Source organism: Arthrobacter arabinosi (assembly GCF_054511115.1).
Genome location: NZ_JBTNDF010000001.1, coordinates 114,832 through 131,848, shown reverse-complemented (window position 1 = coordinate 131,848; position 17,017 = coordinate 114,832). Strand labels below are relative to the sequence as shown.

Sequence of the window (17,017 nt, the reverse complement as noted above, 5' to 3'; positions counted from 1 at the left end):
GCATCGTCCCTCCTCCCGATGCGCCCGACCCGGTAACGGCCCTATTTTACACGCTCGCGGGCTGCTCCACGCAGCGGAGGATCGAGCCCTGCCGGCCCTTCACGACCTGCAGTTGCGCGCTCACCCGCTGCTTCAGCTCCGGCACGTGGCTGACCAGGCCCACCACGCGCCCACCGCTCCGCAGCCCTTCGAGCGCATCCATGACCTGCTCGAGTGCCTGGTCGTCGAGGGAGCCGAAACCCTCGTCGACGAACAGGGTCTCGATGTCCAGGCCGCCGGCTTCCTGCTGCACCACGTCGGCCAGTCCGAGCGCGAGCGCGAGGGACGCCATGAAGGACTCCCCGCCCGAGAGCGTCGACGTGTCGCGGCGGTTCCCGGTCCAGCCGTCGATCACGTTGAGGCCGAGACCGGACCGCCGGTTGCCGGCCGTGGCGTCGCTGTGGACGAGCTGGTACCGCCCGTCCGACATCTGCAGCAACCGCTCGGTTGCTGCTGCGGCCACCTGTTCGAGACGCGAGGCGAGCACGTACGTGGCCAGGGACATCTTGTAGAGGTTCTCCCCGCCACCGCGCGCCGTCTCGGCGACGGACGCGGCCAGCCGGGCCTCCTCGCGCAGCGGGACGATGTCCCTCTCCAGGTCCTCGAGCTGGCGGGCGTAGGTCTCCAGCTGCGTGACGGAGTGCCCGAGCACCTCGGCGCTGATGCCCGCCCGGTGCGCCCTCCCCCTGAGGTCGTCGGCCGAGGCGGCGGCGAGACGTTCGTCGTCGTCGGTCGGCGGGACGATCCCTTCCTGCTCCTCGCGGAGGGTCTCCCGGATGCCGTCCTCGTCCCACGCCGCGTCCAGGCGGTGCCCGCGCAGTTCGTACTCCTTCACCGTCGCCGCGAGGTGCGCGGAGCGGTCCTCCGGCAGGAGCGCTGCGCGCGCCTCCTCCGCCGTGGCGAACGGCGTCCCGCGCAGTGCGTCCTGCAGGTGCTGCGCGTTCTCCTGCCGGCTGGTCGTCGCCCGGTCCAGCGCCTCCAGGGTGTCCCGGACCCGGTCGAGGTCGTCGTGGGCGCGCTGGACGGCGTCGATCCGAGCGGCCAGCGAGGGCGCGTCGGCCTGCAGCCCGGCGAGCCGGCCGGACAGCTCGGCGTCCTGGTCCGTCAGGGACGAACGGCGGGTCTCGGCGGCGGCACGCTCCGCGCGCAGTGCATCCCGCTCCCTGCCCGTCGTCTCCTCGTCCTCGACCGCACGCCGTATCCGTTCCTCGACGGCGGTGCACTCGGCGTCGGCGGCCTCGGCGCGCTGCAGCGTCTCCCGCGCGGCCCGTGTCGCTGCGGCGGCGTCCTCGGGTGCCGCGTCGCCGCCGCGGGCTGCAAGCTGGGCCACCTCGAGGCGCGCACGGTCCCGCGTCTCGCGCGCCGCGTGCAGCGCCGCCTCCGCCTCGGCCTGCCGGCGGCGCGCCGCCTGCTCCTCGTCGAGGGTGATGCGTTCGCCCTCCGGCGGGGGTACCGGCGCCGGGTGCTCGGTGCTCCCGCACACCGGGCAGGCGTGGCCGTCCTCCAGCCGCTCGGCGAGCTCCTGGGCCGCCTGCTCGAGCCGGAGCTGCAGTTTGGCCAGCCACTCCTCCTTGAGCTCCAGGAACCGTTCCGAGGCCAGCGCGTGGTCTGCGTCCGCGCTCGCCCGGCGCTTCGTCGCGGCGCCGTACAGCTCCACCGTCTCCTCGGCCGCCACCGCGGCGGCGAGGTCGGTGCGCAGGTGGGAGAGTCCGTTGGCGGCCTCCCGCAGGGGCACGAGGCTCTCGGCGTCGTCGGCGCGCCGGCGCTGCAGCCGGGCGATGCCCTGGTCGGCGCCGTCCAGCCGTTCGTCGAGACCGCGGACCGTCCCCTCGAGCGACTTCAGCGCGGCCCGGACGTCGCGGAGCCGCTGTTCATCCGGCAGCGCTGCCCGCAGGACGGCCAGCTCGGAGGCGGACGCCGTGCACGCCCGCGTCAGGGCGTCGCGCGGGAGGGCGGCAGGAGGGCCCTCGTCCGGGTCGTCGAGGTACCCGCCCGCGGTGGCGTTGCGCCGGAGCCGGTCGAGCGCGTCCTCGTGCCGGGCGTGCACCCGCTCGACGAGCAGGCCCGCTTCGTCGTCGAGCCGGAGATGGGCGGCGAGGCCCCGTGCCTCGTCATGGCGTGCTGCGAGCGCCACCATGCCGGCGATCTCCTCCGCCCGGCCCTGGTGCTCCTGGCGTTGGGCACGGAGCTGCGCGAGCACGCCGAAGCGGTGGCGTCGCTGCCTGAGCGCCGCCAGCGAGCCGTCCGCGAGCGCACTCCGCTCGGCGAGGTCGGTGGCTTCGAGGGCCGCCGCGGCGCGGCGCTCGGACAGTGCCAGGGACAGCGCCTGCAGGGACGCGGCCCACGCCTCCGGGGCCTCGGGATCGGCGCCGGCGTCCGCCGGCGCGAGATCGTGGCGTTCCGCCTCGTCGATGGCGCGCAGGAACAGGTGTCGCTGCCGGCCCTCCTGCTCCGCCAGGCGGCGGGCGGTCCGCTGGCCCTCCTCGGCGAACAGCCTCTCGAGGTCCTCGAAGCGTGTGGTCGAGAACAGTCGCTGCAGCAGGTCTCGGCGCGATTTCGCGTCGGCCCTCAGGAAGGCGGCGAATTCGCCCTGCGGCAGCATCACCACCTTCGTGAACTGCTCCTTGTCCATCCCGAGCAGGGTCTGCAGCTCGAGCCCGGCTTCGTCGTTGCGCGCCGACTTCTGGACCCAGTCGGTCCCGATCCGCTCGCTGAGCAGGGTCCGCGCCTGCTCGGTGGTGGTGCCGCTCCCCCGACGCGACGGCCTGTCCCAGGCCGGTGAGCGGACCACCCTGAAGCGGCGGTCGGCCACGGAGAACTCGAGGGAGACCTCCGGGGCCACGGACTCGGCGGCGTGGTCGCTGCGGAGCCGTTTCGCCGCCTGGCGCGCGCCCGGGACGGAACCGTACAGCGCGAAGCACACGGCGTCGAGCACGCTCGACTTGCCGGCCCCGGTGGGTCCGTTGAGCAGGAACAGGCCCTGGCTGGAGAGGGCGTCGAAGTCCACACCCTGCCGGTCGGCGAAGGGCCCGAAGGCCTGGATCTCGAGGTGGTGCAGTCTCATGGGTGGCCTACCGTTCGTGGGCGAGGCTCAGCGCGGCGTCGGCGGTCGAGCGGACGAGGGCCTGTTCCTCGGGCGAGGCCTTCCGGCCCCGTACGTGTTCGAGGAAGCCGCAGCAGATCTCGGCGTCGTCCCGGGCCTCGGCGAGGCGCTGGCTGTAGGTGCGTGTGTCGTCCTGCTCTCCGCCCTCCGGGGCGAAGGCGAGGACGAGCGTGTCCGGGAAACGGGTCCGCAGGCGCTCCATGGCCCGCCCCGGCCGTTCGGGGTCGGTGAGCGTGATGTGGCAGTAGGCCTGCGCGGCCCAGGCGAGGTCGTCCCGCTCCAGCAGGTCCTCGATGCGTCCGCTGAGGACGGCGAGGTCGCGGGGTGCGGGCCACTCCACGGCCCGGATCTGGCCGATCCCGTCGGCTGTCACCTCGAGGAGCCAGGCGCCCTTGGCCTGGTTGGCTTCGGAGAAGGAGTACGCGAGGGGTGATCCCGAGTAGCGCACGGTGTCGGAGAGCTTCTGCCGGCCGTGGAGGTGTCCCAGGGCGCTGTAGTCGAAGCCGTCGAAGAGCGAGAGCGGCACGGACCCCAGGCCGCCGATGGCGAGGTCGCGTTCGCTGTCCGAGCCTGTCCCTCCCGCGGCGAACGTGTGGGCTAGGACGATGGAGACCGTGCGGCGGGACGTACGCTGCGCCAGGTCCTCGCGGATGAGGCGCAGCGCCGCGGCGGTCACCGCGGTGTGCGTGGGAGCCTCCGCCTCGAGGCTCTCCGCCACGACGCGCGGCTCGAGGTAGGGCACACCGTAGATCGCGAGGTCGGCGTCCCCGTCGAGCGGGCGGACGACGGGGACGGCGATGTCCTCGATGCGCGTGCGCAGGTGGACGCCTCCGCGGGCGAGGATGCGTCCGCCGAAGCCGAGGCGGGTCGCGGAGTCGTGGTTGCCGCTGCTGATGACCACCTGGGCGCCGGCGACCGTCAGCCGGTCCAGCGCCTCGTCGAAGAGTGCGACGACGTCCACGGCGGGCAGGGCGCGGTCGTAGACGTCCCCCGCGACCAGGACGACGTCGACGCCCTCCTCGCGCACCGTCTTCTCGAGGTTGTCCACGAAGATGCGCTGCGCGTCGAGGGTCCCGGTGCCGTGGAACGACCGGCCGAGATGCCAGTCGGACGTATGGAGGATCTTCATGATTTTCACGCTACCGCCGCTCGCCGACATTCAGCGGGTCCGCGCGCAGCGGGCCCGGGACCGGACTCAGGGCCTGGCCGCCGGGGAGCCGGCATCGCCGTCGTGGGCCGACGGCTCGTGGGCGGCCCAGTCCGCGGGCCGGCCGGTCTCCCGTGGACGGATCTCGGGTGAACCGCTGTCGGGTCCGTCGGTCGCGGGGGTGTCGAAGAAGGACGCGGCGCCCTCCCTGTCCTCGGCGGCCGCCACCGGCGTCGCGTCCTTCGCGCCCATGGCACCCGTGCTGCTGCGGCGGGAGCGGTGGGTCGGCGCCCAGGTGTCGACGCTGCGGAAGACGAGCCCCGCGATGAGGGCACCGACGATCGGCGCGGCCCAGAACAGCCAGAGCTGCTGGAGGGCCCAGGATTCGGCGAAGACCGCGGCCGCGGTCGCGCGCACCGGGTTGAGGGCCCCGTTGGTGACGGGCAGGAGGAAGGAGAGCAGGCCGGCGTAGGTCAGTCCCACCGCGAACGGCGCCAGATCGCGACGCGCCCGCGCCGAGCCTGCCCCGAGGAACACGGCGACGAGGAGTGCCGTGGCGATGACCTCGAGCAGGAACACGCCGGAAAGCGGGAACTGCGCGGGTGAGTGCTCGTCGAAGCCGTTGGCCGCGGAACTGAAGAACCCGCGGATGTCACTGAGCTGGGGGTTGGCACTGAGGACCAGCCACAGGAGTCCCGACGCCGCGACGGCGCCCAGTACCTGGGCCACCACGTAGGGTGCCGCCGACGTCCAGGCGGTCCGGCCCGCCACCGCCGAACCGAGCGTGACGGCCGGATTGAAATGGCCGCCGGAGACGACCCCGAAGGCGATCATGGCGGCGACGACGGCGAACCCGACGACGAGCGAGGGCTGCAGTGCCGCCTCGGTGGCCAGCATCGTCGCCCCCAGCCCCGCGAGGACGACGAGGAACGATCCGACGCCCTCCGCGACCGACCGTGCGCCCGGTCCGGGGGCCCGTCCGGCATGCGGAAAGTCGGTCGCTGCTGGGGCGGTGGAGTCCGCCGCTCCGGTCGCCGTCGTCGGGTGCGTCATGGAGGCTCGATCCTTCGGTGGGGCTGGTCTGGCGCGCCCGGAGCCCGGGCCGCCGGCAAGCCTTCCATGCTAGCCTGCGCGGCGGCTGGGAGCCCTCCGGTCCCGCGGCGCGCCCCGCCTCCCTAGACTGGACGGGTGATGACGAACAACACCGTGGACACCGGCAGCCCTACGGATCCCGGCGCGGACGCCGCGGACTACGCGGACCGGGTGCTGGGCTGCCTCCTCGGCACGATGGCCGGTGATGCCTACGGCGTCCTGTCCGTGGCGGGCGACGATCCGCTGCTTGCGCTGGAGGACCCGACGGACCTGGCCGTCACGGACGCCACCCAGCTGACCCTCTACACCGTCGACGGCCTGACCGACGCGCTGGAGTGGGCGAACGACGGCGTCGCCGCCGACGAGACCGCCTGCCTGTGGCTCGCCTACCTGCGGTGGCTCGGCAGCCAGGGGGAGCACCTGCCGCCCCGGGCGCCGGCTCCGCCCGCACGGTGGCTCGACCGGCAGGAGGACCTCCTCCCGGTGCACGAGCCCGACGCCGACACCGTCCGAGCCCTCCTCACCGGCGACATGGGGACGCGCGGACGCCCCCTGAACCCGGTCGCGGAGGGGGCGGGTGCGCTCATGCGCTCTGCTCCCTTCGGCCTCGTCCCCCGTATCCCGGCCAGCATGGTCGAGCGCCTGACCGTCGACGGCGCGGCCCTCACGCACGGATCCGCGGTGGCCCGGGCCACCGCGGCCCTGTACAGCGGGATCATCCGGTCCCTCGCCGTCGACGGCCTGACCCTCGAGGAGGCCGTCGCGTCCGGGCGCGGCGAGGAGCGGCACCTCGCCGCGGACGCAGGCAGGGATCCGGCACGCGCCGTCGTCGAGGACACGGCGGTCCGGCCCGCCGTCGACGGGACGGGCGCGACGACGGCCGCGGCGACCCTGGAGGCGGCCCTCCAGGCGGTCCGCGAGGGCGCGGCCGCCCCGTCGCCCCGCGAGCAGCTCGCCGCCGCCCTGGCGCACGCCGCCGGCGCCGGCCGGCCCGACGCCTCGCCCGTGGTCGCGGCCTCGCTCGCCGGCGGCATCATGGGGGCGCTGCACGGCACGGCCGCGCTTCCCGCCGCGTACCTGACCGCCCCCGGGACCGCGGATGTCGTCCGGTCCATGGCCCGGTCCCTCCTGAAGGCGACCACCGGCTCCTGACCCGGCCGCCCCGTTCCTGCCGGGGCCCCCCGGGACGGCCCGGCGATCTAGGCTTGCTCCATGTGGAACCCTGCCGAACTCCCTCCGCTCGCCGGCCGCCGCGTCCTCGTCACGGGAGGCAATGCCGGCCTGGGCTACTTCGCCTGTGAGCAGCTGGCCGGGGCGGGCGCCCACGTGGTCCTGGCGTCGCGGAGCGCCGACAGGGCCGCACGGGCCATGGCTGCCATCCGCGGCCGGTACCCCGACGCGGAGGTCTCCTTCCAGCCCCTCGACCTGGCGGACCTCGCCTCGGTCCGCGCCGCCGCCGGGACGATCGCGGCCGGGCCTCCGCTGAGCGGCCTGCTCGCGAACGCCGGGGTGGTCGGGTCCAGGCGGCGGCAGACGACGGCGGACGGGTTCGAACTCCAGTTCGGCACCAACCACCTGGGCCATTACGCGCTGATCGCCCTGCTGCTCCCGTCGCTGTCCGCGGCGGGCACGAGGATCGTGCATCTCGGCAGCATCAGCCACCGCTGGGCGCGGCTCACGCCGTCGTCCCTGCAGCCGTCGTCCTACAGCAGCGCCCGCGCGTATGCGACGTCGAAGCTCGCGGTCATGGCGTTCGGGTTCGAGCTCGCCCGGCGCCTCGACGCCACCGGGAGCCACGCGACCAGCGTCGTGGCCCACCCGGGCCTGGCCCTCGGCATGCTCACCCCGGAGCGTCACGGCGTCGCGGCGCACCGGGCTGCGCCCCGGTGGAGGCAGCGCGTCATGGACCCGGTGGCGCAGGGCAAGGACGACGGCGCCTGGCCGCTCGTGCGTGCCGCGGTCGACCCCGACGTCCCGAACGGTGCCTACTGCGGCCCGGGCGGCTGGTTCCAGCTGACGGGGCCGCCCGTCGTGGTCCCGGCGGAACGGCAGGCGCGGGAGCGTAACGCCGCCGCCCGGCTCATTGACCTGTCGGCCCGACTGACCGGCATCGAACTCCGTCTCTGAACCGGGAGACGCGGGACGCGGTCACTGGCCTCCTGCCGGCCACCGTCCGCCGGTCATCTGCAGGAACTCGGCTTCGGAGAGCACCTCGATCTCCTGGCCGCGCTCGTGCAGTTCGAGCACGCGCCGTGCCTTCCCGGTGACGCGGCCGTTGCGGAGGTCGGAGGCCACGAAGCCGTCCCCCACCACGAGGACCGTGGTGCGCCGGGTGACGGAGCTCGCCGGCTGCGCCCCGAGCCGTGCGGCGCGCTCCTTCGCCTGGGGCCGCGGGATGCCGAGGTTGCCGGTGAAGACGACGGTCTGCCCGTAGAGGGGGTGCCGCGGATCCGCCTGGGCGTTCGCGTGGGGGTTCTCCCCCTCCTCCGGCCAGCCGGACCAGCCCGTGGGCGAGGTGCCGCGTTCGAGGGCCGTGCGCGTCGCCTTCGACAGTTCGTCGACGCCGGGCGCATAGGACTCGGCGCGCGAGAGCGGGAGGTTGTGGCGCCCGAGCACGTCCTCGACGGTCGGCGCGTCGTGCCGGCGGGCGATGTCGATCATGATGCCGGCGCACGCGCGGGCGTCCTCGACGGCGTCGTGGTGGTTGAGCAGGGGCACCCCCGCCGCCTCCGCCACGAACGGCAGGGAGTAGGAGGGCAGGGCATAGCTCCTGCGGGAGAGCACCACGGTGCAGGCGTAGTCCCATGCCGGACCGGCCAGCGCGGACACCTCGAGCGCCGAGCGGATGACGCCGAGATCGAACGCGGCATTGTGCGCGACCAGCACGTCGGAGCCGATGAAGCCGCCGATCTCGGGGAACAGCTCGCCGAACCGCGGGGCGTGCTCGACCATGGAGGAGGTGATGCCGTGGATGGCGATGTTGCGGGAGTCGAAGTGGTCGTGGCCGACGGGTGGCCGCATGAGCCAGGAGGCCTCCTCGACGACCCGGCCGTCGCGGACCTTGGTCAGGCCGACGGCGCACGGGGAGCCGCGGAAGCCATTGGCCGTCTCGAAGTCGATGGCCGTGAACGCGATTCCCACGGTCCCCAGTTTACCGCCGGCCCCGTGCCCGCCGTTCACCCGATGTTCACGGCGCGACCGGCTCCTTTTCGCGGGGGCTGTTCCTATGCTGGACCATGGCCCGCACTGACAGCCCGCGACGGTGGTACCTCTTCGACTACGGGAACGTGATCTCCACGCCTCCCACACCGGAGGACTGGGACCTTCTCGCGGAGGCGGTCGGCGTCGACGGCCTGCGGGCGCCGGGGTCCGGTTACTGGCGCCACCGGTTCGCCTACGACGCCGGCGCGCTCACCCCGGACGAGTACTGGTCGCTCGTGGGCGGCAGGCGGGTCGGTCCCGTCCGCGCCGCCTGGTACGACGTCCTGGACGCGAACCAGTGGTCGCACCTGAACCTCGAGACACTCGACGTCCTCGAGGACCTGGAGGCGCGGGGCGAACGCCTGGCGCTCCTGTCCAACATGCCGGCCCCCATGGTCGCCCACTTCGCGGGCGCCCCCTGGACGAGACTCTTCGAGCACAGCTTCTTCAGTTCGTCGCTGCGGCTCGTCAAGCCGTCCCCCGCGATCTTCGACCGCGTCCTCGCCGACCTCCGGGCCGATCCGGGCCTGGTGACCTTCATCGACGACTCGCCCGCGAACATCGCCGCGGCGATGGACCGGGGCATCCATGGGTTGCTGTTCGACGCGTCGTCGGACCTCACCCGCCTGCTGGCGGAGGAACGCAGGGTCAGTGCCGTGGTCCCGGAATGAGCAGGTCCCGGACCGCCTCCACGCCCTGGACGCCGGCCACCCAGTCGGGCCGGGCGAAGTCCTCCCGGGCCAGCAGGAGGTTCTGCTGCACGTCGACCTCCCCGGGGCGGGCCTCCACGAGGGAGGTCCCGTTCGGGGCGTAGCCAAGCCGCGCCGAGACGCCGAGCGAGGCGCCGTTCCACGCGGCGGCCTCGGACACCGCCGACGTCGCGCCGAGATGGTCGAACGCGAACTGCAGCACGGCCGCCCGCATCTCGGTGCCGAGCCCCTGCCCGTGGGCGGACCGGGTCAGCCACGAGCCCGATCCGACGCGCCGCAGCAGCGGGAAGGAGCCTGCCGTCAGGTCCTGGACGCCGATCACGCGTCCCTGGTGCAGCACGGCGAAGTTGATGGTCCAGGAGTCCACCGAGACACCGGCGCGGAGCCGCCATTGGTGCTTCGCGGTCTCCATGATGAGGACCTCCCGTGGCGCGTCCGTCCACGGCACGCTGAACGGCATCTCGGCGGGGTCGTGGATGCCGGCGAGGACGGCGTCGATCAGCTCGGGCAGGTGCTCGTCGCGCACCGGGGTGAGGACGAGCCGGGGCGTCGTGAGGACGAGCCCGAACAGCGGCCAGACGCGGACCAGGGGGTCCGCGGCGGACCCGGGCCCGCTGGTCACTGGATCCGTCTCTTCGCGCGGTACTTGCGCACCTTGGAGACGACGAAGTAGATCGCGAAGAGGACGACGGCGAGGATCACGATCTTCTGGAACGTGTTCGCGTACTGCTCGACGATGTGCCAGTTCTCCCCCAGGTAGAACCCGGCCAGGACGAAGATCGAGTTCCAGATGAGGCTCCCCGCGGTGGTGAGCAGGAGGAACTTGCCGATCGGCATGCGCTCGATGCCCGCCGGGATGGACACGAGGCTCCGGAAGAGCGGGATCATGCGGCCGAAGAAGACGGCCCGGTACCCGTGCCGGTCGAACCATGCCTCCACGCGGTCGACGTCCTCGAGGTCGATGAGCGGCACCCTGGACACGAGCCGCCGCATGCGGTCCCGGCCCAGCCAGGCGCCGAGGGCGTACAGCGCGTAGGCGCCGACGACCGAGCCGATGGTGGTCCAGAGGATGGCCTCGAAGAGGGAGAAGTTGCCGCGACTGGCGGTGAAGCCCGCCAGGGGCAGGATCACTTCGCTGGGCAGCGGCGGGAAGAGGTTCTCGAGGGCGATGGCCAGGCCCGCACCGGGCGCACCGATGGTCTCCATCAGGTTCACCGCCCAGTCCGTGACGGCGCCGAGGGCCGAGCCGTCCGACGTCGTGGTCGTCGCTGCGACGTGGATCGTCCGGACTGTCTGGGTGATGCTCACGGTGTATCCGTCCCTCTCATGGTCCGCCCGGCGGGACGGCCGGCGTGCGGTGCTGGCTGGTGGTGCTGGCTGGTGGTGCTGGCTGGTGCTGCGGGCCGGTGCTGCGGGCTGGTCGTGCTGCGGCGGACCGCTACCGCAGCGCCTCGACGAGGTGCGGCAGGAGTGCCCTGAAGGCGATGCCGCGGTGACTGATCGCGTTCTTCTCCTCCGGCGCGAGCTCCGCGCACGTCCTGTCGAGGCCTGCGGGGACGAGGATGGGGTCGTAGCCGAAGCCGCCGTCACCGCGCGGGGCCGCCAGGAGCGATCCCCGGAGTTCGCCGCGCTCGGTGCGCCCGGCCGGTGCGTCGTCCGGGTGGGCGAGGGCCGCCGCGCACACGAACGCCGCCCCGCGACGCTCCTGCGGGATGTCGGCGAGCTGCGCCAGGAGGAGCTCGAGGTTGGCGGCGTCGTCGCCGTGCCGGCCCGCCCACCGGGCCGAGAAGATGCCCGGGGCGCCACCGAGGACGTCCACGGCCAGGCCCGAATCGTCCGCGACGGCGATCAGGCCGGTGGCCCGGGCGGTCTGCTCGGCCTTCAGCCGCGCGTTCTCCTCGAAGGTGACTCCGCTCTCGACGACGTCCGGGGCGCCGGCGGAGGCGGCGTCGATCACCTGCGTGTCGACGTCGAGCCCGGGCACCTGCCCGCGCAGCAGCTCCCTCAGTTCGCGCAGCTTGCCCGGGTTCCGGGTGGCCAGGACGAGCCGGGGTCCGGGCTGCTCAGGCATCCCGGGAATCCCGGAGGGTGTCGATCTGGATCTGTGCGAGCTGTGCGGTGCCCACCAGGGCGAGGTCGAGGAGGGCGTCGAGCTCCGCGCGGTCGAAGGGCGCACCCTCCGCGGTGCCCTGGACCTCGACGAAGGTGCCCGACCCGGTGACGACGACGTTCATGTCCGTCTCGGCGCGCACGTCCTCGACGTACGGCAGGTCGAGCATCGGGACGCCGTCGATGATGCCGACGCTCACGGCGGCCACGGTGTCCGTGAGCGGGGAGGCGGAGGCGGGGATGAGCTTCGTGTCCTTGGCGTACCGGATGGCGTCGGCGAGCGCCACGTACGCGCCCGTGATCGCGGCGGTGCGCGTCCCGCCGTCGGCCTGCAGGACGTCGCAGTCGAGGACGATGGTGTTCTCACCGAGCGCCCTGGTGTCGATGATCGAGCGCAGCGACCGGCCGATCAGCCGCGAGATCTCGTGCGTCCTGCCGCCGATCTTCCCCTTGACGGACTCGCGGTCGGAACGGGTGTTGGTGGCGCGGGGAAGCATGGCGTACTCGGCGGTCACCCAGCCCTTGCCCTCCCCCTTCAGCCACCGCGGCACACCGCTCGTGAGCGAGGCCGTGCACAGCACGCGTGTGTTGCCGAACTCGATCAGGGCCGACCCCTCGGCCTGCTTCGACCAGCCGCGCGTGATGCTGATGGTGCGCAGCTGGTCAGGTGCCCGGCCGTCCGCGCGGAGGACGGGAGCGGCGCTCGTGGGGGCAGGGACAGGCGTCGGATTCGCGGGGGTCATGGCTTCCAGTCTAGACGGGAGCTGATGGGAGAACGCTGGCAGGACCGGGTGGCGCAGGCCCGCGGGCGGTCCTACCCGCGCCTCAGACCGTGTAGGAGACGCCGGCGACGGCGACGGCGAGGTGCCCGTCGTAGCTCTCGCGGGCCTCCTTCACGGCGACGCTCGCATCGTTCCACACCGGGAGGTGGGTCAGGAGCAGTCGCTTGGCCGACGCCCGGGTGGCGACGTCGCCGGCCCGCTTCCCCGTGAGGTGCACCCCGGTGATGGCGTCGTCGCGGCCCTCGTGGAACGCCGCCTCGCACAGGAAGATGTCGGCGTCGCGGGCGGCGTCCACGAGCCCGTCGCACGCGTCCGTGTCACCGGAGTAGGTGATCACGCGGGTGCGGTCGACGCCCTCGGCATCGGCCTCGGCGACCTCCACCCGGAGGGCGTACGCCTCCTCGATGGGATGGAGGACACGGTACGGGGTGATCGTGAAGGGGCCCACGGTCACCGGCGCGCGGTCGGTCCAGGACTGGAAGTCGAAGTCCTCGTGCATGCCCGGGTCGAGCTCGAGCCCGTAGGCGCTCGCCATCCTGTCCGCCGTCGCAGCCGGCCCCCAGACAGGGATGCGGGGCAGGCCCCAGCCGGACGGATCCCAGTGGACGGCGACGTGCAGGCCGCACAGGTCCATGCAGTGGTCGGGGTGCAGGTGGGAGAGGAAGACGGCGTCGATCTCCCGCAGGTCCATGTGCCGTTGCAGCGCACCGAGCGAGCCGTTGCCGAGATCGAGGAGGATCCGCCAGGAGCGGCCGCCCCACTCCGCACTGAGCAGGTAGCAGGAGGCCGGGGACTGGGGACCGGGGAAGGAGCCGCTGCACCCGACGATGGTGAGCTTCATGCCGGCGGGAACCCCGCGGCCGCGATCATCTCGGGCGTGATCCGCGCGAGGCTGCCCGTGGGGTACTGTGCGGCCACGCGGTCCACGTGCTGCACGCTGAGCACCTCGGGCCCCAGGAAGCGGCGGGCGAGGACCTCGAAGCCGGCGGCGTCGCCGGTCGCGAGGAAGCGGTGCTCCCCCGGTGCCGTGGTCTCGCGCTCGAGCCCGTGCGAGACGAGGGCGCGGTAGACGTCCTTGGCCGTCTCCTCCGCGCTGGAGACCAGGGTGACGGAGTCGCCCATCACATAGGAGATGACGCCGGTCAGCAGCGGGTAGTGGGTGCAGCCGAGGACGAGCGTGTCCACACCGGCGGCCTTGAGCGGCTGGAGGTACCCCTCGGCCGTCCGCAGGAGGGCCTCGCCGCCGGTGACGCCGGCCTCCACGAACTCGACGAACGCGGGGCATGCCACGGAGGTGACCTCGAGATGCGGGGCGGCCGCGAAGGTGTCGTCGTAGGCGCGCGAGCCGACGGTCGCCGCCGTCCCGATGACGCCGATCCGGCCCGAGCGGGTCGCGGCGACGGCGCGCCGCACCGCGGGCTGGATGACCTCGATGACGGGGATGCCGTAGCGCGCCGTGTAGCGCTCGCGGGCGTCACGGAGGACAGCCGCCGACGCCGAGTTGCAGGCGATGACGAGGAGCTTGACGCCCGAGTCGACGAGCTCGTCCATGACGCCGAGCGCGTGCGCCCGGACGCGGGCGATCGGCAGGGGGCCGTAGGGGCCGTTCGCGGTGTCGCCGACGTACATGACGGACTCGTGGGGCAACTGGTCGATGACCGCTCGGGCGACCGTCAGTCCGCCGACGCCGGAGTCGAAGATACCGATGGGCGCTTCGCTGCGGTCCGTGTTCGCTCGCTCTGGGCTCATGATCCTTCGACAATAGGATGTGCCGCCGTCGAAAACTATTCGCCGATCCGTGGGTTTGGTCACAGGCCCCCGGTGGGGCCGCACGCTGCCGGTTCGGAGGTGCCGCGGGTCAGCGCTCCAGCTTCGCCGCTTTCAGCATCGCCTGCACGAGGGATTCCTGGAGCCAGGTGATGAAGTTGTAGACGAGGGCGAGGTACGAGTCGACGTCGTCGACGTCCTTCGAGTCGGCGATCTCGTGGAGCCGTTCGGCGTCCTCCTCCGTCTCGATGGCGAGCCGGTCGGCGAGCACCAGCCGGACGTCGTTGAGCGCCTGGGCGAGCAGCCGCGCCTGCTCGCCGGTGAGCGTCATGGGGCTGGACTCGATGAGCAGGGCGCTGCTGCGCAGGGCGCCGATCTTCTGCTCCCGCAGGGAGCGCTCCGTCAGGCGGCGGAAGGCGAGCGCTTCGTCGTCGTCGCCCCGCACCGCGTCGGGGAGGAGGCGCCGGACGGCGGAGTCGTCGGGGGCCGTGGCGTCGGCGTCGGCGCCCGACATGCCGATGAGTGCTGCGAGCGGATCCTCGCTGGGCGCCGTCTCGGGCTCGAGCATGGAGACGACGTCGTCGAGCAGGGCGCCCAGGAGGCGCGCCTCACCGGGCTCCAACGCTCCGGTGATGCCCCGACGCGTGGATTTGAAGGGTTTCGCCATGGGGTCCGCTTACTCGCTTCCGGCTTTTTCGAAGGTGGCCCACAGCCCGTAGGAGTGGAGGGCGACGGTGTCCTGCTCCACCTTCTCGCGGGTGCCGGAGACGACGGCGGAACGGCCCTGCTCGTGCACCTCGAGCATGAGCGTGCGCGCCTTGGCCTCGCTGTAGCCGAAGTAGGTCTGGAAGACGTAGCTCACATAGCTCATGAGGTTCACGGGGTCGTTCCACACCACCACGACCCAGGGCTGGTCGAGGTCGGTCCTCTCGGCCGTCCCCACCTTCTCCTGGGTGTCGGTACCGGTTGCAAAGCCTACTGTCATGATCGTCATTCTAGGACGGCTCACCCCGCCGCGTGGCCGGGTACTCTCTCGGCGGACGCGCGGCTATCGTTTTCAGGGTGACCGATGCCCTGACCTCGAACCCGCCGGCCGCTGCCGGTCCCGCACAGCCGGCGGTGGCCGCACAGAACAGTGCCCTCTTCACCGACCAGTACGAACTCACGATGCTGCAGGCGTCGCTGCACTCCGGTGCGGCGCATCGCCGCTCGGTGTTCGAGGTCTTCGCGCGGCGCCTCCCCGCCGGCCGCCGGTACGGCGTCGTGGCGGGCACCGGGCGGCTGCTGGAGGAACTGGCCACCTTCCGGTTCGACGACGTCCAGCTCGGATTCCTCGGCGACCACCGGATCGTCGACGACGCCACCCTGGCCTGGCTGGCGGACTTCCGGTTCACCGGGTCCATCTCGGGCTACGCGGAGGGCGAGGCCTACTTCCCCAACTCCCCCATCCTGACGGTGGAGTCCACGTTCGCGGAGGCCTGCATCCTCGAGACGCTCATCCTGTCCATCCTGAACCACGACAGCGCCATCGCCTCGGCGGCCTCGCGGATGACGGGCGCCGCGGCCGGGCGCCCCTGCATCGAGATGGGCTCCCGCCGCACCCACGAGGAAGCCGCCGTCGCCGCCGCCCGCGCGGCGATCATCGGCGGCTTCGCCAGCACGTCCAACCTCGAGGCCGGCCGCCGGTACGGCGTCCCCACGGTCGGCACGGCCGCCCACTCCTTCACGCTCCTGCACGACTCCGAGCGTGAGGCCTTCGAGGCGCAGGTCGCCGCCCTCGGGCGCGGCACCTCGCTCCTGGTGGACACGTACGACGTCGAGCAGGGCGTGCGCACGGCCGTCGAGGTGGCGGGTCCGGAGCTGGGTGCGGTGCGGCTGGATTCCGGCGACCTCGTGGCCCAGGCGCGCTGGGTGCGCGAACTCCTCGACGACCTCGGCAACCACAACACCAAGATCGTCGTCACCTCCGACCTCGACGAGTTCGCGATCGGGCTGCTCGCGTCCGCGCCCGTCGACTCCTACGGCGTGGGCACGTCCCTCGTCACCGGCTCCGGGGCTCCGACGGCGGGCATGGTGTACAAACTGGTGAGCCGGCAGGACGACAGCGGCACGTTCGTGTCCGTCGCGAAGGCGGCGAAGAACAAGGCCTCGGTCGGCGGGCACAAGCGCGCACTGCGCCGCCTCGACGAGCACGGCAGGGCGCAGGCCGAGATCGTGGGCATCGGCATCACCCCGGCCGACGACGGCAACGACCGACCGCTCGTCGAGCAGTTCGTCGGTGACGGCGTCGTCCTGCCCGGCTGGACCGGACCGCAGGCCGTCACCCGTGCCGCCGAGCGGCACACGCTCTCCATCGCCGAACTCCCGGGGGCCGTCCGGCGGCTCCAGCGCGGCGAACCCGTCATCCCCACCGACTACGAGGAGGCAGCATCATGACGCGCGCACTGATCATCGTGGACGTCCAGAACGACTTCTGTGAGGGCGGCTCGCTCGCCGTGGACGGTGGCGCGCAGGTCGCCGCCGACATCAGCGACCACATCGACGAGCAGGCCGCCCGGTACGACTACGTCGTCGCCACGCAGGACTGGCACATCGACCCGGGGAGCCACTTCTCGGAGACGCCCGACTTCGTCGATTCCTGGCCCGTCCACTGCGTCGCGGACACCAGGGGCTCCGACTTCCACCCGGACCTCGACACGGAGAGCATCGACGCCGTGTTCCGGAAGGGCCAGTTCGAGGCCGCGTACTCGGGGTTCGAGGGCGTCAAGGCACCCGACGACGAGGTGCCGACCGGCGACCAGAAGCTCGGCGGCGCGGCCGTGGACAGCGGCGATGAGGACCCGCTGACGCTGGACGACTGGCTGCGGGACCACGACGTGGACGACGTCGTCGTCGTCGGCCTGGCGACCGACTACTGCGTCCGGGCGACGGCGCTGGACGCGCTCCAGGCCGGGTACTCCGTCACCGTGCTGGCCGAACTGACGCGGGGCGTGCACGAGGACAGGTCCGAGGCCGCGCTCGACGAGCTGGAGGCTGCGGGCGCCGAGCTGGTCCGGTAGCCGGGCCG

The 17,017-nt window shown here is 72.8% G+C and carries 17 protein-coding genes; 5 read left to right on the top strand and 12 right to left on the bottom strand.

All coding sequences use genetic code 11. From position 1 onward, the window contains the following. Positions 1-46: 46 nt before the first annotated feature. The 3 genes from ACX80P_RS00650 to ACX80P_RS00640 all read right to left on the bottom strand — a co-directional run bounded on the left by ACX80P_RS00650 (position 47) and on the right by ACX80P_RS00640 (position 5,342). Complete coding sequence (locus tag ACX80P_RS00650; RefSeq protein ID WP_459276104.1) at positions 47-3,103, bottom strand: AAA family ATPase; 3,057 nt, start codon at positions 3,101-3,103, stop codon at positions 47-49. 7 nt (positions 3,104-3,110) lie between these two features. Next, the gene (locus tag ACX80P_RS00645; protein ID WP_459276103.1) at positions 3,111-4,271 is read right to left on the bottom strand and encodes an exonuclease SbcCD subunit D; all 1,161 of its coding nucleotides are present in this window, start codon (positions 4,269-4,271) and stop codon (positions 3,111-3,113) included. A gap of 66 nt (positions 4,272-4,337) precedes the next feature. Beyond that, positions 4,338-5,342 (bottom strand): aquaporin, encoded by a 1,005-nt coding sequence (locus tag ACX80P_RS00640; protein WP_459276102.1) that lies wholly within the window; start codon positions 5,340-5,342, stop codon positions 4,338-4,340. A gap of 138 nt (positions 5,343-5,480) precedes the next feature. On the opposite strand from ACX80P_RS00640, the gene ACX80P_RS00635 reads away from it, so the two are divergent. Next, positions 5,481-6,533: an ADP-ribosylglycohydrolase family protein gene (locus tag ACX80P_RS00635; protein WP_459276769.1), complete on the top strand. Its 1,053-nt coding sequence runs from the start codon at positions 5,481-5,483 to the stop codon at positions 6,531-6,533. A 60-nt stretch (positions 6,534-6,593) separates the two neighbouring features. Further along, on the top strand, positions 6,594-7,508 hold the full coding sequence (locus ACX80P_RS00630) for an SDR family NAD(P)-dependent oxidoreductase (RefSeq protein ID WP_459276101.1): 915 nt from the start codon (positions 6,594-6,596) through the stop codon (positions 7,506-7,508). A 21-nt stretch (positions 7,509-7,529) separates the two neighbouring features. Here the strand turns inward: ACX80P_RS00630 and ACX80P_RS00625 are convergent, their stop codons facing one another. Continuing rightward, positions 7,530-8,522: an exonuclease domain-containing protein gene (locus ACX80P_RS00625; protein WP_459276100.1), complete on the bottom strand. Its 993-nt coding sequence runs from the start codon at positions 8,520-8,522 to the stop codon at positions 7,530-7,532. 95 nt (positions 8,523-8,617) lie between these two features. Here ACX80P_RS00625 and ACX80P_RS00620 point away from each other — a divergent pair, with 95 nt between their 5' ends. After that, positions 8,618-9,253: an HAD family hydrolase gene (locus ACX80P_RS00620; protein ID WP_459276099.1), complete on the top strand. Its 636-nt coding sequence runs from the start codon at positions 8,618-8,620 to the stop codon at positions 9,251-9,253. On the opposite strand, the gene ACX80P_RS00615 is transcribed toward ACX80P_RS00620, so the two are convergent. The 8 genes from ACX80P_RS00615 to clpS all read right to left on the bottom strand — a co-directional run bounded on the left by ACX80P_RS00615 (position 9,231) and on the right by clpS (position 14,935). Continuing rightward, positions 9,231-9,914, bottom strand: a complete 684-nt coding sequence (locus tag ACX80P_RS00615) for a GNAT family N-acetyltransferase (RefSeq protein WP_459276098.1) — start codon at positions 9,912-9,914, stop codon at positions 9,231-9,233. The genes ACX80P_RS00620 and ACX80P_RS00615 overlap by 23 nt on opposite strands. Next, positions 9,911-10,498 (bottom strand): DedA family protein, encoded by a 588-nt coding sequence (locus ACX80P_RS00610; RefSeq protein ID WP_459276768.1) that lies wholly within the window; start codon positions 10,496-10,498, stop codon positions 9,911-9,913. Before ACX80P_RS00610 ends, ACX80P_RS00615 begins: the two co-directional genes overlap by 4 nt. Before the next feature lie 232 nt (positions 10,499-10,730). Beyond that, positions 10,731-11,363: an RdgB/HAM1 family non-canonical purine NTP pyrophosphatase gene (rdgB, locus tag ACX80P_RS00605; RefSeq protein ID WP_459276096.1), complete on the bottom strand. Its 633-nt coding sequence runs from the start codon at positions 11,361-11,363 to the stop codon at positions 10,731-10,733. Next, positions 11,356-12,144 (bottom strand): ribonuclease PH, encoded by a 789-nt coding sequence (rph, locus tag ACX80P_RS00600; RefSeq protein WP_459276095.1) that lies wholly within the window; start codon positions 12,142-12,144, stop codon positions 11,356-11,358. The genes rdgB and rph overlap by 8 nt, the downstream gene beginning before the upstream one ends. 82 nt (positions 12,145-12,226) lie before the next feature. Then, positions 12,227-13,024, bottom strand: coding sequence for an MBL fold metallo-hydrolase (locus tag ACX80P_RS00595; RefSeq protein WP_459276094.1), 798 nt, complete (start codon positions 13,022-13,024; stop codon positions 12,227-12,229). Further along, positions 13,021-13,932 carry a glutamate racemase gene (gene murI, locus ACX80P_RS00590; RefSeq protein ID WP_459276093.1) on the bottom strand — a complete coding sequence of 304 codons (912 nt, stop codon included), beginning with the start codon at positions 13,930-13,932 and terminating at the stop codon, positions 13,021-13,023. Before murI ends, ACX80P_RS00595 begins: the two co-directional genes overlap by 4 nt. A 109-nt stretch (positions 13,933-14,041) precedes the next feature. After that, complete coding sequence (locus tag ACX80P_RS00585; protein ID WP_459276092.1) at positions 14,042-14,617, bottom strand: DUF2017 domain-containing protein; 576 nt, start codon at positions 14,615-14,617, stop codon at positions 14,042-14,044. 9 nt (positions 14,618-14,626) lie between these two features. After that, the gene (gene clpS / locus ACX80P_RS00580; RefSeq protein ID WP_459276091.1) at positions 14,627-14,935 is read right to left on the bottom strand and encodes an ATP-dependent Clp protease adapter ClpS; all 309 of its coding nucleotides are present in this window, start codon (positions 14,933-14,935) and stop codon (positions 14,627-14,629) included. A gap of 134 nt (positions 14,936-15,069) precedes the next feature. On the opposite strand from clpS, the gene ACX80P_RS00575 reads away from it, so the two are divergent. Both ACX80P_RS00575 and ACX80P_RS00570 read left to right on the top strand, forming a co-directional pair. Continuing rightward, on the top strand, positions 15,070-16,386 hold the full coding sequence (locus tag ACX80P_RS00575; protein WP_459276767.1) for a nicotinate phosphoribosyltransferase: 1,317 nt from the start codon (positions 15,070-15,072) through the stop codon (positions 16,384-16,386). After that, positions 16,383-17,009 (top strand): isochorismatase family protein, encoded by a 627-nt coding sequence (locus ACX80P_RS00570; protein ID WP_459276090.1) that lies wholly within the window; start codon positions 16,383-16,385, stop codon positions 17,007-17,009. Before ACX80P_RS00575 ends, ACX80P_RS00570 begins: the two co-directional genes overlap by 4 nt. Positions 17,010-17,017 lie beyond the last annotated feature (8 nt).

Bases quoted from the DNA above. Each gene is read 5' to 3' on its own strand.
- ACX80P_RS00570 (WP_459276090.1), top strand. From the start codon at position 16,383: ATGACGCGCGCACTGATCATCGTGGACGTCCAGAACGACTTCTGTGAG.
- clpS (WP_459276091.1), bottom strand. From the start codon at position 14,935: ATGACAGTAGGCTTTGCAACCGGTACCGACACCCAGGAGAAGGTGGGG.
- ACX80P_RS00650 (WP_459276104.1), bottom strand. From the start codon at position 3,103: ATGAGACTGCACCACCTCGAGATCCAGGCCTTCGGGCCCTTCGCCGAC.
- rdgB (WP_459276096.1), bottom strand. From the start codon at position 11,363: ATGCCTGAGCAGCCCGGACCCCGGCTCGTCCTGGCCACCCGGAACCCG.
- ACX80P_RS00640 (WP_459276102.1), bottom strand. From the start codon at position 5,342: ATGACGCACCCGACGACGGCGACCGGAGCGGCGGACTCCACCGCCCCA.
- murI (WP_459276093.1), bottom strand. From the start codon at position 13,932: ATGAGCCCAGAGCGAGCGAACACGGACCGCAGCGAAGCGCCCATCGGT.
- ACX80P_RS00620 (WP_459276099.1), top strand. From the start codon at position 8,618: ATGGCCCGCACTGACAGCCCGCGACGGTGGTACCTCTTCGACTACGGG.
- ACX80P_RS00645 (WP_459276103.1), bottom strand. From the start codon at position 4,271: ATGAAGATCCTCCATACGTCCGACTGGCATCTCGGCCGGTCGTTCCAC.
- ACX80P_RS00635 (WP_459276769.1), top strand. From the start codon at position 5,481: ATGACGAACAACACCGTGGACACCGGCAGCCCTACGGATCCCGGCGCG.
- ACX80P_RS00610 (WP_459276768.1), bottom strand. From the start codon at position 10,498: ATGGAGACCATCGGTGCGCCCGGTGCGGGCCTGGCCATCGCCCTCGAG.
- ACX80P_RS00630 (WP_459276101.1), top strand. From the start codon at position 6,594: ATGTGGAACCCTGCCGAACTCCCTCCGCTCGCCGGCCGCCGCGTCCTC.
- rph (WP_459276095.1), bottom strand. From the start codon at position 12,144: ATGACCCCCGCGAATCCGACGCCTGTCCCTGCCCCCACGAGCGCCGCT.
- ACX80P_RS00585 (WP_459276092.1), bottom strand. From the start codon at position 14,617: ATGGCGAAACCCTTCAAATCCACGCGTCGGGGCATCACCGGAGCGTTG.
- ACX80P_RS00595 (WP_459276094.1), bottom strand. From the start codon at position 13,024: ATGAAGCTCACCATCGTCGGGTGCAGCGGCTCCTTCCCCGGTCCCCAG.